Consider the following 13,497-nt stretch of genomic DNA (forward strand, 5'->3'; position numbering starts at 1 on the left):
GGCATTGGCAGGAGCGCGCGACAGTGGTTAGGTCGCGCGCCATGAGCACAGCCCTCTCCCCCCTGCTTGCGCCGATGCTGTCGAGCGCCGCGATGCGCGCGGTGTGCGACGACGCCACCACTTTGCAGAACATGTTGAATTTCGAGGCCGCGCTGGCCCGCGCCGAAGCGGCCTGCGGCGTGATTCCCGCAGCTAGCGCGGGACCGATCGCAGCGGCCTGCAAGGCCGAATCATTCGACCTCGCCGCGCTGGCCGATGCCGCGACGCGATCCGGCAATCTGGCGATCCCGCTGGTCAAGGCCCTGACCGCCAATGTCGCCAAGGCGAATGCCGAGGCGGCGCGCTACGTGCATTGGGGCGCGACCAGCCAGGACGTCATCGACACCGCGACCATGCTGTCGCTGCGCGCCGGCATCGATGCGCTGCTCACCGATCTCGACCGCGCCGTTGCGGGTTTTGCCGGGCTTGCCCTTGCCCATCGCAACACCGCGGTGGTGGCGCGGACCTGGCTGCAGCATGCGCTGCCGATGCCGTTCGGCCTGAAGCTCGCCGAATATGCCGCGGCCCTGCATCGATCCCGCAAGCGCTTGCTGCGCCTGCGCCGCGAGACGCTGGCCGTGCAATTCGGCGGCGCCGCCGGCACGCTCGCCGCACTCGGCGACAAGGGCCTGGCGGTCGCAGCCTGCCTTGCGAAAGAGCTGGACCTGCCCCTGCCCGATGCGCCCTGGCACACCCACCGCGACCGCATCGCGGAGGCCGCTTCGGTGTTCGCGATCCTCGCCGGCAGCTGCGGCAAGATCGCGCGCGACGTCTCGCTGATGATGCAGACCGATGTTGGCGAAGCCTTCGAGCCCGCCGGCGCCGGCCGCGGCGGCTCCTCCACCATGCCGCACAAGCGCAATCCGGTCGCCGCCGCGAGCGCGCTGGGGGCTGCGACCATGGCGCCCAACCTCACTGCTACGATCCTCGCCGCGCAGGTGCAGGACCATGAGCGTAGCGCCGGCCCTTGGCATGCGGAATGGCCGACATTGCCGGGCCTGATGCTGGTGACCTCGGGCGCGCTCGCCGCCATGGTCGATCTCGCCGAAGGGCTCGAGGTCGATGCGGCGCGGATGCGCGTCAATCTCGATGCGACCCATGGGTTGATCATGGCGGAAGCCGTCACCTTTGCGCTCGCCGAAACGATCGGCAAGAGCGACGCCCATCATCTGATCGAGGCCGCCAGCAAGAAAGCGGTCGCGGAGAGGAAGCATTTGCGCGACGTGCTGTCGGCGGACGCCAAGGTCACCGCGCATCTCGATGCCAAGCGCATCGCGGACCTGTTCGAGCCGATGGCCTATCAGGGCGCCTCGCAGGCGCTGATCGACCGCCTGCTGGCTTCACTGGACGACAAGTAGCGGGATGACGAGAGGGACAAGACGATGCCGATGATCAACGCCGACGGATGCCTGCTCAACGTCCAGGTGGATGGCCGCGACGGCGGACCGACCTTGATGCTGTCGAACTCGCTCGGCTGCACCTTGCAGATGTGGGAGCCGCAGATGCGGGCGCTGACGCAGATGTTCCGCGTCATCCGCTACGATCGTCGCGGCCACGGCAAATCCGGCGTGCCGGCGGGCCCCTACGCGATGGAGCGGTTCGGCCGCGACGTGCTCGCGATCCTCGACGACCTCAACATCGAGAAGGTGCACTGGTGCGGCCTGTCGATGGGCGGCATGGTCGGGCAATGGCTCGGCGCCAACGCCCCTGAAAGATTCGGCAAGATCATCCTCGCCAACACCGCCTGCTACTATCCCGATCCCACCAACTGGCTGAACCGCATCAAGGCGGTGAAGCAAGGCGGCATCGCGGCGGTCGCCGACGCCGTGATCGCGGGCTGGCTGACCGCCGACTTCCGCGAGCGTGAGCCGGAGACCGCGGCACGCATGAAGGCGATGCTGCTGGCCTCTCCCGTCGAGGGCTACCTCGCCTGCTGCGAAGCGCTGTCGACGCTCGACCAGCGCGCGCTGTTGCCCAGGATCAAGAGCCCGACCCTGGTGATCGCGGGAAAGCAGGACATGGCGACGCCCGTGTCGGCGGGTGAAATGATCCGCAGCGGCATTCCCGGCGCCAGCATGACACTGCTCGATGCCGCGCACATCTCCAATGTCGAGCAGTCGCACGCCTTCACCGAAGCCGTGGTCGGCTTCCTGACGCAACGTTAGGAAACAAAGGTCGCTTGCGGAATCGCCACGCGACCCCAGCCATTTTCTAGAAAATCCACTCTATTTCGATTGCATCGCATCCTGACGCATATCAGAATGGCCAAATTTCAACCTTAGGATGCCCCATTGATCAACCGACGAGGATAGGCACCGTAATTATTGAGGGATTCAAAAGTGATTACGATGGAGGATCTTCGCCGTAAGCTGGCGCACCCACGCCCAGGCGGCGCCATTCTTTTTCTGGGCGCTGGCTTTTCCGACGGAGCAACCAACAGCCGGGACCTACCGGTACCGCTTGCCAAGGATTTTGCGGCGGAGCTGTCGCAAGCCATCGGTGAGAACAGCTCCGTTCCCCTGACGATCCTGTCGGAAATCTATCAGGAACAGAACGGCGATCCACTGGCTTTGGTGAAGCTGATCAAGTCGACATTCTCGATCAAGAGCATCACCGAACAACAGCGAAAAGTTCTCAATTACCCCTGGAAGCGCATCTATACCACCAACTATGACGACGTTGCCGAACACGTCGCCGCCCCCAACGGAACACGACCTCGGTCGTTTTCTCGCGCATCGATCCCACTCACATTCGAGGGTGACGATCGCCACATTGTTCACATCAATGGATATGTCGGGGCAATCGACAGCGAAACCACGATCGACGACTTCGCCCTGACGTTCACGTCCTATATCGATTCAAACCTGTTTGCTTCCGGCTGGGCGGCGACGCTGCGGCAGGACTTCCTGCTTTCGGACCTGATCGTGTTCGCCGGCTATTCGCTCTATGACACCGACATCTCCCGAATCCTGGGCGAGAACCCGAACCTGAAGGAGAAGACGGTTGCGATCCAGTGGAAGGGACTATCCAACGCGGACGAGCGGTTTCTGAAGCATTTTGGAAGCGTGCTGAAGGTCGGAAACGAAGGCCTCGCAGAGGTCATCTCCGAAGTTTTGACGAACGGAATTTCCGCGACCAATGTGCTGGGTCCGGAAAATTTCGAGGAAGTCCTGCTGCCTGCGATGCCCGTGGCCGAAACCATCACGGACAGGGACGTTGCGGCGCTGCTGATCAGGGGTGTTTATGACCGGAAGCTGTTCTGGTCGTCAAAGCTGTCCCCCTCGCGAGAGTATGTCGTCAATCGCGCGATAGCACCGAACATCGTCGCTGCCCTCAAGAACGAGGGATCGAGCGTGGTGATCCATGCCCAGACGGGCAACGGAAAGACGCTCGTGCTGGAACAGATCATGTTCCAGCTGCTATCTGCGGGGCTGCGGGTCTTCACCTTCGCTCGCCGCTCAGACGTATTTGCCTTCGATATCGAATTCTTCAGCAAGCTGACCGACTACGTCATCGTCGTCGAAGAGTTGATCGACAACGATGACTTGCTGGCTCCGCTATTTTCGCAACTATCTCGCGCCCGGATCGTTTTGACGGCGCGCTCGTCGGCATTCGAGATCAAGCTGACGGAGCTGAGGCACGTGGTCCCAAAATCCACGGTCGAGTTCGACGTCAACAAGATACTGGAGGTCGACGTCGCGGCGCTGATCAGAATCCTCAATTCCGGCGCGTACTGGTCAAACTTTCCGAAGGCGAAAACGTCCTCCGACAAGGAGAAGATCATCGCGCGAGATTGCCGATACGAGATGCAATCGGTCATGCTCGGCGTGGTGGGCTCGGTGTCGGCCGACGAAAAGATCCGGGCTTATTTCGGCCGCGGCACCAACGAGGGGCAGCCGGCGATCGTCCTGGCTCTCATCATGAACGCGATCGAAATGCGCCCGACCTACGAGTTCCTGTCGGAACTGCTGGGATTCGACGTCTTCAAGATCAACTCGATGATCAAGGACAGCTACGTCCGGGAGTTCTTTGCACTTTCCGGAATCGAGGTGCTGGCACGATCGCCCATTCTGGCGCGATACGTCCTGAAGAACATCGTTTCCGACCTGGTCATCTTCGATGTCCTGAAGCGCGCGCTGGCAACCAGCTCCGAGAGGTTCAGGCGCGCGGAACGGTACCGAACCTTCAACAGCAAGGTCATGCAATTCTCGAACATCGACTCCCTGATCGGTGTGACGAAGAACAAGTATCTCAAGATCGCCGACTTCTACGATCAGGTGGGCAACCTGGGTTACAAGGACTTCAGCCCCTACTACTGGCTGCAATACGCAATCGCCGCCAGCTCGTTCGGCGACTACACCGCAGCGAACCGATATTTCATGGAGGCCATGAAGATCCTGGATCGCCGTTCGGACTTCTATCGCTACAAGATCGAGAACAGCTACGCCCAGTTCCTGATCGAGAGCAGGTCCAAGACGAACCTGTGGTCTGATTTCTTCGAATCCTTCCAGAAATCCAGCCAGCTTGCGATGCAACAAACCTACATGAAGAGCACCGGCAACCACCCCTTCAAGGTGGTGATGCTCTTCCCGGAGTTTGTCGAAATGCGCGTGATCGCGTTTTCGAAGAAGCAGAAGGAAATGACGCGCGCCATCCTCATCGAATGGACGAAGCGGATCGAGGAGCTGAAAGCCGTAAGGCCATCGAGGATGCTCACCACCGCAAGGAAGAGCATCTTCGATTGCCTTGAGATTCTGGATGAAAACGATAAGTAGTGTTGACCAGCTACGACCGGCTACCACGCTAGGGATACGATGGACGACAATCAGCGCCGCGACGACGGCATGACGCAGCGCCGCAAGGTGCTGGGCAATGAATGGGTCGACAAGTCGATCAAGAACCGCAACGCGTTCAACACCGACTTCCAGGACCTGATCACGCGCTATGCGTGGGGCGACATCTGGACCCGGCCGCATTTCGATCACCGCACGCGCCGCGTGCTCGTGATCGGCACCATGGTCGCGCTCGGCCAGTGGGACGAGTTCCGCCTGCATGTGCGCGCAGCGCTCAGCGAAGGCGGCTTCACGCCCGAGGACATCAAGGAGATCCTGCTGCAGCAGGCGATCTATTGCGGCGTGCCCGCGGCCAATCACGCCGTCAAGGAAGCCGGCGCGATCATCGCCGAGCTGGCGGCAGGCCATTGAACAATGGCAATCAGCGCGTTTCGGCCTACCGAATCTTGGCTCTGACGCTCGCGATAGTCGCAAGCTTTTGCAAACAGGTCGCGAACAGATACCGTTTCCCCGCGCTCAATTCGCTTGGAAATCGTCGTCAGCGGAAAGACCAGGATCGTTGTTCCCGGTTCGTGAAGCGCCGGATCGCGCCCGTACTGATCTTCGACGGCAGTCCAAGAAAGCCCCATTTCCTGAGCCAAGGCATCACCGAAAGTGATGCCGAGGCATTGCAGCTTCCAAGTCTCATGTGGTTCGATCCACTTTTCTTTTATGATCGTTTCAAGAAGGGTGAGCTTCCCTTCAAGGGTTTCGTACTGATCGCGAGTTTCTGGCGCATAGTGATCTCGAACCCACGACCTTTGCTTTTCGACGTGCGCCGCATCAGCTTCTGAAAGCGGCTCAATTTTCTGTTCCATCGAGAATCTCGCGATGTGGACGCCACGATCGGCTTGGGCGCCCGCACAAGATTGCAGGCGACGGCGAACATGCATCACCGATTGAACCATGCCGAAAGCGGACAGGCTATGGGTTCTTCAACGAACCTGCTAGGGCTGCTGAAGGGATAGCTCGCTTGCCGGTGCGCTTGCCTCGGCGGCCGGCGCCTTGGTGACGGGCTTCGGCGAGGTCTCGAACAGCATCACGATCGCGGTGCCGAGCAGCATCAGGAGCTCGGCCGCATGCATCCGCAACGCTTCGATCTCGCCGACCTTGGATGCCATCATCATGCTGGCGAAGCTCAGCACGCTGCCCAGGCAGAGCGCGACCGCCAGCGCCTCGTCGGCGCCGCTGCTGCTCTTGCGCAACGGCGAGAACGCGGCCATCGCGAGGAAGACCGCAAAGAACGCCACCACGGTGATCCGCGCCAGCGCCAGCAGCCAAGCGAGCCGCACCGTCGCCATCTTGGCGAGGTGCAGGTGGTCGCTGGCATAGAGCGCGATCGATACGCTCGGCCGCTCATAGAGGCCGTGGATCGGGCGACACCATGATGCTGAAGGCGATGATGGTCCAGACCGGAATGAAATAGGCCGCAAGCAGCGCGCCGTTGAAGGAGCTGATCCGCCAGTTGCTCGACATTGCCGCTTCCCGCTTCTCTCCGGCGCCTTTTGGATCGGCGACGGTTCAGCCTGCGAGGTAACGCCGATCGATTGCCGGCAGCAATTTAAACCCTTTGTTAAGGTTAAGCGCGGTGCGATGGTTCCGGATCGATGCGATCGGGCCCGGCCAGGATCGGCGCCAGTCAGGATAGAGGGGGTAAAATGACCGAAAGAACCCGCGTTTTCGTCGCGACGCCCTGTTTCGGCGGCGACCTGAAGATGGCCTATGTGCTGTCCGCCCTGAAGCTTCAGGCTGCGGCCACTGCCCGGGGCATCGACATCCAGTTCCACCTGATAGGAAACGAATCGCTGATCGTGCGCGCCCGGAACGAACTGGCCCACCAGTTCCTCCTATCCGGCGCCAGCCATCTGCTGTTCATCGATGCCGATATCGGGTTCGAACCCGAGGCCGTGTTCCGGCTGCTGGATTGCGGCACCGATGTTGCGGCCGCGGCCTACCCGCTCAAGCACATCGATTGGGCAAAGGTGCAGCGGGCTGCGGAAGCCAAGCGCAAGAACCTCGCGTCTTCCTCGCTGGACTATGTCGTCACATGGGAGGGCGACCAGCTCACGGCTCGCGGCGATGGCTTCGCCAAGGTCCGATATGCCGGAACCGGCTTCCTGATGATGAAGCGATCCGCCCTCGTCAGGCTGTGCGACGCCCATCCCGAGCTCAAATATCGGGCGAACCACAAAAGCAACGACTTGAACACCGGCGACCTGGTTCGCGCCGACCTCGACCGCGTCTCGCTGTTCGAATGTATGATCGACAAGACGACCGGCGAGTATTTGTCCGAAGATTACGCCTTCTGCCGGCGCTGGATCGATCTCGGCGGCGAAATCTGGCTGGACCTTCGAAGCGAGCTCACGCATTTCGGTTCATATGCCTTCCGCGGCCGCTTCGCCGATCAGCTGGCCTGAGCAACACAGGCAGAAGCGGAAGACCCAACGAAATAGAAGTCCCGAACAAAAAGGCCTCGCCGTTCGGCGAGGCCCTTGGGTTGAATCTGCTCAATTGCGCCGAACTAGCGCTCCGGATTGGGCTTCTGGCCCTGCCGGCCGGGATCCTGCTGCTGCTGGCCAGGCTTCTGGCCGCCGCCCTGCTGCTGACCGGGCTTCTGACTCGGGTTCTGGTTCTGCTGGCCGGGGTTCTGGTTCTGATTGCTCATTCGCTTAACTCCCTTTGCTTTCATCAAGCTCGGGACAACGCACCGTCAGGACCGCGGTTGCTCGGGGAACATGGGTTCCGGCGCGATCATTGCAAGGCAACGGGGTGTCGACCCTGTGACATCGGAACCGCACCCGCCGAAGTAGTTATGTACAAGCCCTCGTCTGCTGCTGCCACGCTGTTGCCGCCGCCGGGGTTCCACTGTTAGAAAATACCACGACGCGACGGATCAGGCTGCCGGGGGCCCTCGGCGCGTCACCCCTCGAGTTACGGCAGCGCATGGATTATTTCGCCCAGCAACTGATCAACGGCCTCGTGCTCGGTTCGATCTATGGCCTGATCGCCATCGGCTACACGATGGTCTACGGCATCGTCGGCATGATCAACTTCGCCCATGGCGACATCTTCATGATCGGCGGCTTCATCGCGCTGATCTCGTTCCTGGTGCTGGTGTCGCTCGGCCTCACTGCGATCCCCCTGATCCTGCTGATCGTGCTGCTGGTCTCGATGGCGATCACCGCGCTCTATGGCTGGACCATCGAGCGCATCGCCTACCGGCCCTTGCGGCATTCGTTCCGCCTGGCGCCGATGCTGTCGGCGATCGGCATGTCGTTCGTGCTGACCAACTTCTCGCAGGTGTCGCAGGGCGCGCGCGTCAAGCCGGTGCCGCCGATCATCACCGGCGGCTACACCCTGCATGAGGGCGCGCAAGGCTTCGCCGTGCAGCTCTCCAACATCCAGATCATGGTCGTGCTCGCCACCATCGTGTTGCTCGCGCTGTTCACCTGGCTGGTGTCGCGCACCCGGCTCGGGCGCGACATGCGCGCCTGCGAGCAGGACCAGACCATGGCCGCGCTTCTTGGGGTGGATGTCGACCGCACCATCTCGATGACCTTCGTGATCGGCGCCGCGCTCGCCGCCGTCGCCGGCATGATGTATCTGCTGTATTACGGCCTGGTCGATTTCTTCATGGGCTTCGTCGCAGGCATCAAGGCGTTCACCGCCGCCGTGCTCGGCGGCATCGGCTCGCTGCCGGGCGCGATGCTCGGCGGGCTTGCGATCGGCCTGATCGAGACGTTCTGGTCGGCCTATTTCTCGGTGGAATACAAGGACGTCGCCGCGTTCTCGATCCTGATCGTGGTGCTGATCTTCATGCCGACCGGCCTGCTTGGCCGTCCCGAAGTCGAAAAAGTCTGACAGGCACTTCGTGAGCGCGACCTCAGCCCGCCCCTCGCACGCCGCGCAGCCCTCGGGCGGCGCCTTCATTCTCAAGAAAGCCCTGATCAGCGCATTGGTCGCGCTGGTGCTGTTCTCGCTGATGATCGGCGTGCGCACCGAGGCCGGACCGCAAGGCGGCCTGATCTACTGGACGCGGTTCGGCGACCTCGCCGCCATGGTCGGCACGGTGTTCGGCGGCAGCATCATCGTCGAACTGTTGCGGCAATGGTGGGGCCCGGTCGACAAGGTGCGCATCGTCCCCAAGCCGGTGCAAACCACGCTTGCATTCGCGGGCCGCTGGCTCGCGACGGCGCTGCTGGTCTTCACCTTCCTCGTCCCCGTGATCTTCTACGATCAGCGCTACATTCTCGACCTCGGGATCCTGGTCCTGACCTATGTGATGCTGGGATGGGGATTGAACGTCGTGGTCGGCCTCGCCGGCCTGCTCGACCTCGGCTATGTCGCCTTCTATGCCGTCGGCGCCTATTCCTACGCGCTGCTTGCGACCAATTTCGGATTGTCGTTCTGGGTCTGCCTGCCGCTCGCCGGCATCCTCGCGGCGTTCTGGGGCGTGCTGCTCGGCTTCCCGGTGCTGCGGCTGCGCGGCGACTATCTGGCGATCGTGACGCTCGCCTTCGGCGAGATCATCCGCCTCGTCATCATCAACTGGCAGAGCCTGACCGGCGGTCCCAACGGCGTCTCGGGCATTCCCCGCCCGACCATGTTCGGCATTCCGCTGACGCCGGGCGACGACGGGCTCGCCGCCAAGCTCGGCATCGAGTTCTCGCCGACCCACCGCCTCGTCTTCCTGTTCTATCTGATCCTGGCGATGGCGCTGCTCACCAACTGGGTGACGATCCGGCTGCGGCGGCTGCCGATCGGCCGCGCCTGGGAGGCGCTGCGCGAGGACGAGGTCGCCTGCCGCGCGCTCGGCATCAACACCACGACCACCAAGCTGACGGCATTCGCGACCGGTGCGATGTTCGGCGGCCTCGCCGGCGCGTTCTTCGCCACGCGGCAGGGCTTCATCAGCCCGGAATCCTTCACCTTCCAGGAATCGGCGCTGGTGCTGGCGATCGTGGTGCTCGGCGGCATGGGCTCGCAGCTCGGCGTCGCGCTTGCGGCGCTCGCCATGATCGGCGGCTTCGAGCTGTTCCGCGGCCTCGATCAATACCGCATGCTGGTGTTCGGCATCGCGATGGTGCTGTTGATGATCTGGCGGCCGCGCGGACTGATCGGCCATCGCGCGCCGACCGTGTTCCTGGAGCGCAACCAGGCGATCTCCTCCGACCTCGTCAAGGAGGGCCACGGATGAGCGGCGACCACATCCTCACCGTCGACCGCCTGATGATGCGCTTCGGCGGCATCGTCGCGGTCAACGAGCTCTCCTTTGCGGCCGAGCGGCGCAAGATCACTGCGCTGATCGGGCCGAACGGCGCCGGCAAGACCACCGTCTTCAACTGCATCACCGGCTTCTACCGGCCGAGCGGCGGTGCGATCCGCCTCGCCCACGACGACGGCCGCTCCATCCAGCTCGAGCGGCTGAACGATTTCCGCATCTCCAAGCAGGCCAAGGTGGCGCGCACCTTCCAGAACATCCGGCTGTTTCCCGGCATGACCGCGCTGGAAAACCTCATGGTCGCCCAGCACAACGCGCTGATGCGCGCCTCGGGCCTGACCCTGCTCGGCCTGCTCGGGCTGCCGTCCTGGCGCGAGGCCGAAGCGCGCGCCATCGAGCTGGCGCGGAGCTGGCTCAACCGCGTCGGCCTGCTCGACCGCGCCGACGATGCCGCCGGCAATTTGCCCTATGGTGACCAGCGCAGGCTCGAGATCGCGCGCGCGATGTGCACTGAGCCGGCGCTGCTCTGTCTCGACGAGCCGGCCGCCGGACTGAACGCGCGCGAGAGCGGCGGGCTCAACGAGCTCTTGCTGTCGATCCGCAACGAACAGGGCACCTCGATCCTCTTGATCGAGCATGACATGTCTGTGGTGATGGAGATCTCCGATCACATCGTGGTCATGGACTACGGCGTCAAGATCGCCGAAGGCACGCCGCAAGCGGTGCGCGACGACCCCAAGGTGATCGCCGCCTATCTCGGCGCCGACGAGGAAGAGGCGATCGCCGTGATGGAGAGCGGCACGTGAGCGCGGCAGCGGCAATCACGCCCCTGCTCGCGGTGCGCGGCGTGCGTGCGGCGTATGGCAAGATCGAGGCGCTGAAGGGCGTCGACATCGAGATCAATCGAGGGGAGATCGTCGCCCTGATCGGCGCCAATGGCGCCGGCAAGTCGACGCTGATGATGACGATCTTCGGCCGGCCGCGCGCCCGCGCCGGCACCGTCGAATTCGACGGCCATGACATCACCGGCGTGCCGACCCACGAGATCGCGCGGCTGCGCATCGCGCAATCGCCCGAGGGCCGGCGGATCTTTCCGCGCATGAGCGTCGCGGAAAACCTGCAGATGGGCGCCGATGCCACCGAATGCAGCGAGGCCGAACGCGAGGCCGGGCTGGAGCGCGTGTTCGCGCTGTTTCCGCGGCTGAAGGAGCGCGTCGCACAACGCGGCGGCACGCTGTCGGGCGGCGAGCAGCAGATGCTCGCGATCGGCCGCGCCCTGATGAGCCGGCCGCGCCTGTTGATGCTGGACGAGCCCTCGCTCGGCCTCGCGCCGCTGATCGCACGCCAGATCTTCGACGCCATCCGCACGCTGAACCGGCAGGATGGCCTCACCGTGCTGATCGTCGAGCAGAACGCCAACCATGCGCTGAAGCTCGCCCATCGCGGCTATGTCATGGTCAACGGCCTGATCACGCTGGCCGGAACCGGCGCCGAATTGCTGCAGCGCCCGGAAATCCGCGCCGCCTATCTGGAAGGCGGCCGCCGCGGCTAGCTCAGCCCCGAGCGCCGCCCCTTGCAGCAGGATGCGGCTGATGCAGCGTCGATTTGCCTGAAAATTGCCGGTGACTTCGCCGCGAAATCAGCCGAGAATGCCCGCGGTTTTGGGGCCCGGCGTGCCGGGCCCTTCCGCAAGAGGCAACGACCACGAGGGACGTCTCATGAAATCACTGAAGCTGATCGGCCTGGCACTGGGCGCGTCGTTCGCATTATCGGCGAGCGCGTTCGCGCAAGACATCACCATCGCAGTCGCGGGCCCGATGACGGGCTCCGAATCCGCTTTTGGCCGGCAGATGAAGAACGGCGCCGAGCAGGCAGTCGCCGACATCAACGCCGCCGGTGGCGTGCTCGGCAAGAAGCTCGCGCTGGAAGCCGACGACGATGCCTGCGATCCGAAGCAGGCGCGCTCGATCGCGGAAAAGATCGGCTCCGCGAAGATCCCGTTCGTGGCCGGCCATTTCTGCTCGTCGTCGTCGATCCCGGCCTCCGAGGCCTATGCCGACGCCAACGTGCTGCAGATCACCCCGGCCTCGACCAACCCGCTGTTCACCGAGCGCAAGCTCTGGAACGTGGCGCGCGTCTGCGGCCGTGACGACCAGCAGGGCCTGGTCGCCGCCGATTACATCATGAAGAACTTCAAGGGCAAGAACGTCGCGATCCTGAACGACAAGACCACCTACGGCAAAGGCCTCGCCGACGAGACCAAGAAGGCGCTGAACAAGGCCGGCTTCCAGGAGAAGATGTTCGAGTCCTACAACAAGGGCGACAAGGACTTCAACTCGATCGTCTCGCGCCTGAAGCGCGACAATATCGATCTGGTCTATGTCGGCGGCTACCATCAGGAAGCCGGCCTGATCCTGCGCCAGATGCGCGACCAGGGCCTGCAGACCGTGCTGATGGCGGGCGACGCCATGAACGACAAGGAGTTCGCCTCGATCACCGGCCCCGCCGCCGAAGGCACGCTGTTCACCTTCGGCCCCGATCCGCGCAACAAGCCGACCGCGAAGGCGATCGTCGAGAAGTTCAAGGCCAAGAACATCGATCCCGAAGGCTACACGCTCTACACCTACGCCGCGATGCAGGTCTGGACGCAGGCCGTCGCCAAGGCCGGCAGCACCGACGCCAAGAAGGTGATGGACACCATCAAGGCCGGCGACTGGGACACCGTGCTCGGCAAGATGGGCTTCGACGCCAAGGGCGACATCAAGGCGATCGACTACGTCGTCTACAAGTGGGACGCCAAGGGCAACTACACCGAGATCAATCCGAAGGGCTCCTGAGCCTCTCGCGCCTGATCCAGTCAGAGCAACGAAAACGCCCCGGTCCGCCGGGGCGTTTTTTGTTGGGCAGGATCGCGACGCCCGGCCTGTCGCACGAAGCCTCGCAGACGGAAATACCGTTTCTGTTTCCGCAGCTCCAATTCCGAATTGCACGACCACGCAGTTGGCGGAGCCATGAGCCTCGCAAGACTGATCGCATATGATGTGGGCAGATCCCGATTGAAGTTTAGTCTTGCCTGGCTTGGGAGCGCACAATATCGTTTTGATAGTCCAACGCGACGATGCGGGAGAGATCGAAACGAAAGCGAGCGCATCGTTTTCGTGTTCGGCGCCGACGGAGCAACCGCCCCGGAAACTCTCAGGCACAAGGACCGTGTCGTCAGGACGATCTGGAGAGAGACACCGTATCCTCGATGCGGTGTCCACCGAAGGGGATATCCGTCATCGAGCCATTGCATTGAGCAGCGGCTGCAGCGGATCAAGCTCTCAGGTACCGAGACAGATGGGGCGCCTCCACCGGTTTACGCCGGCGTCGGGGCGACTCTAGCGTCCGGGAGCCTCTTCAAGA

Annotated in this window: 12 protein-coding genes, 1 pseudogene and 2 riboswitches; of the genes and pseudogenes, 10 read left to right on the forward strand and 3 right to left on the reverse strand. The window is 63.0% G+C overall.

Going from position 1 to position 13,497, the window contains the following annotated elements:
• Nucleotides 1–41 precede the first annotated feature (41 nt).
• From ACVIGB_RS13605 to ACVIGB_RS13620, 4 genes are all read left to right on the forward strand, one after another.
• Entirely contained in the window at nucleotides 42–1,397 is a 1,356-nt protein-coding gene (locus ACVIGB_RS13605) for a 3-carboxy-cis,cis-muconate cycloisomerase (protein ID WP_456722306.1), read from the forward strand.
• 24 nt (nucleotides 1,398–1,421) lie between these two features.
• The gene (pcaD, locus tag ACVIGB_RS13610) at nucleotides 1,422–2,204 is read left to right on the forward strand and encodes a 3-oxoadipate enol-lactonase (protein WP_092125773.1); all 783 of its coding nucleotides are present in this window, start codon (nucleotides 1,422–1,424) and stop codon (nucleotides 2,202–2,204) included.
• A gap of 183 nt (nucleotides 2,205–2,387) precedes the next feature.
• Nucleotides 2,388–4,814 (forward strand): SIR2 family protein, encoded by a 2,427-nt coding sequence (locus ACVIGB_RS13615; RefSeq protein ID WP_456725183.1) that lies wholly within the window; start codon nucleotides 2,388–2,390, stop codon nucleotides 4,812–4,814.
• A 39-nt stretch (nucleotides 4,815–4,853) separates the two neighbouring features.
• Nucleotides 4,854–5,243: a carboxymuconolactone decarboxylase family protein gene (locus ACVIGB_RS13620; protein WP_456722305.1), complete on the forward strand. Its 390-nt coding sequence runs from the start codon at nucleotides 4,854–4,856 to the stop codon at nucleotides 5,241–5,243.
• Here the strand turns inward: ACVIGB_RS13620 and ACVIGB_RS13625 are convergent.
• A complete protein-coding gene (locus ACVIGB_RS13625) occupies nucleotides 5,189–5,689 on the reverse strand; it encodes a DUF3806 domain-containing protein (RefSeq protein ID WP_456722304.1) in 501 nt (166 codons plus the stop codon). The two genes, ACVIGB_RS13620 and ACVIGB_RS13625, sit on opposite strands and share 55 nt — an antisense overlap.
• A gap of 129 nt (nucleotides 5,690–5,818) precedes the next feature.
• A pseudogene (locus tag ACVIGB_RS13630) lies at nucleotides 5,819–6,347 on the reverse strand (hypothetical protein).
• Nucleotides 6,348–6,529: 182 nt separating this feature from the next.
• On the opposite strand from ACVIGB_RS13630, the gene ACVIGB_RS13635 reads away from it, so the two are divergent.
• A complete protein-coding gene (locus ACVIGB_RS13635; protein WP_456722303.1) occupies nucleotides 6,530–7,288 on the forward strand; it encodes a hypothetical protein in 759 nt (252 codons plus the stop codon).
• A 104-nt stretch (nucleotides 7,289–7,392) separates the two neighbouring features.
• On the opposite strand, the gene ACVIGB_RS13640 is transcribed toward ACVIGB_RS13635, so the two are convergent.
• On the reverse strand, nucleotides 7,393–7,536 hold the full coding sequence (locus ACVIGB_RS13640) for a hypothetical protein (protein ID WP_176530348.1): 144 nt from the start codon (nucleotides 7,534–7,536) through the stop codon (nucleotides 7,393–7,395).
• Between the two features lie 278 nt (nucleotides 7,537–7,814).
• Here ACVIGB_RS13640 and ACVIGB_RS13645 point away from each other — a divergent pair, with 278 nt between their 5' ends.
• The 5 genes from ACVIGB_RS13645 to ACVIGB_RS13665 all read left to right on the forward strand — a co-directional run bounded on the left by ACVIGB_RS13645 (nucleotide 7,815) and on the right by ACVIGB_RS13665 (nucleotide 12,929).
• Nucleotides 7,815–8,732: an ABC transporter permease subunit gene (locus ACVIGB_RS13645; protein WP_092115272.1), complete on the forward strand. Its 918-nt coding sequence runs from the start codon at nucleotides 7,815–7,817 to the stop codon at nucleotides 8,730–8,732.
• 10 nt (nucleotides 8,733–8,742) lie between these two features.
• Nucleotides 8,743–10,068 carry a high-affinity branched-chain amino acid ABC transporter permease LivM gene (gene livM / locus ACVIGB_RS13650; RefSeq protein ID WP_092115273.1) on the forward strand — a complete coding sequence of 442 codons (1,326 nt, stop codon included), beginning with the start codon at nucleotides 8,743–8,745 and terminating at the stop codon, nucleotides 10,066–10,068.
• Nucleotides 10,065–10,898: an ABC transporter ATP-binding protein gene (locus tag ACVIGB_RS13655; protein WP_456722302.1), complete on the forward strand. Its 834-nt coding sequence runs from the start codon at nucleotides 10,065–10,067 to the stop codon at nucleotides 10,896–10,898. The genes livM and ACVIGB_RS13655 overlap by 4 nt, the downstream gene beginning before the upstream one ends.
• The gene (locus ACVIGB_RS13660) at nucleotides 10,895–11,644 is read left to right on the forward strand and encodes an ABC transporter ATP-binding protein (RefSeq protein ID WP_171947637.1); all 750 of its coding nucleotides are present in this window, start codon (nucleotides 10,895–10,897) and stop codon (nucleotides 11,642–11,644) included. Before ACVIGB_RS13655 ends, ACVIGB_RS13660 begins: the two co-directional genes overlap by 4 nt.
• A gap of 166 nt (nucleotides 11,645–11,810) precedes the next feature.
• Entirely contained in the window at nucleotides 11,811–12,929 is a 1,119-nt protein-coding gene (locus tag ACVIGB_RS13665; RefSeq protein ID WP_212309946.1) for a branched-chain amino acid ABC transporter substrate-binding protein, read from the forward strand.
• A 274-nt stretch (nucleotides 12,930–13,203) separates the two neighbouring features.
• Nucleotides 13,204–13,313, forward strand: a riboswitch (glycine riboswitch).
• A gap of 3 nt (nucleotides 13,314–13,316) precedes the next feature.
• A riboswitch (glycine riboswitch) is annotated at nucleotides 13,317–13,433 on the forward strand.
• Nucleotides 13,434–13,497 lie beyond the last annotated feature (64 nt).

This window comes from Bradyrhizobium sp. USDA 4341 (assembly GCF_054063755.1).

Bases quoted from the DNA above. Each gene is read 5' to 3' on its own strand.
- ACVIGB_RS13605 (WP_456722306.1), top strand. From the start codon at position 42: ATGAGCACAGCCCTCTCCCCCCTGCTTGCGCCGATGCTGTCGAGCGCC.
- pcaD (WP_092125773.1), top strand. From the start codon at position 1,422: ATGCCGATGATCAACGCCGACGGATGCCTGCTCAACGTCCAGGTGGAT.
- ACVIGB_RS13615 (WP_456725183.1), top strand. From the start codon at position 2,388: ATGGAGGATCTTCGCCGTAAGCTGGCGCACCCACGCCCAGGCGGCGCC.
- ACVIGB_RS13620 (WP_456722305.1), top strand. From the start codon at position 4,854: ATGGACGACAATCAGCGCCGCGACGACGGCATGACGCAGCGCCGCAAG.
- ACVIGB_RS13625 (WP_456722304.1), bottom strand. From the start codon at position 5,689: ATGGAACAGAAAATTGAGCCGCTTTCAGAAGCTGATGCGGCGCACGTC.
- ACVIGB_RS13635 (WP_456722303.1), top strand. From the start codon at position 6,530: ATGACCGAAAGAACCCGCGTTTTCGTCGCGACGCCCTGTTTCGGCGGC.
- ACVIGB_RS13640 (WP_176530348.1), bottom strand. From the start codon at position 7,536: ATGAGCAATCAGAACCAGAACCCCGGCCAGCAGAACCAGAACCCGAGT.
- ACVIGB_RS13645 (WP_092115272.1), top strand. From the start codon at position 7,815: ATGGATTATTTCGCCCAGCAACTGATCAACGGCCTCGTGCTCGGTTCG.
- ACVIGB_RS13655 (WP_456722302.1), top strand. From the start codon at position 10,065: ATGAGCGGCGACCACATCCTCACCGTCGACCGCCTGATGATGCGCTTC.
- ACVIGB_RS13665 (WP_212309946.1), top strand. From the start codon at position 11,811: ATGAAATCACTGAAGCTGATCGGCCTGGCACTGGGCGCGTCGTTCGCA.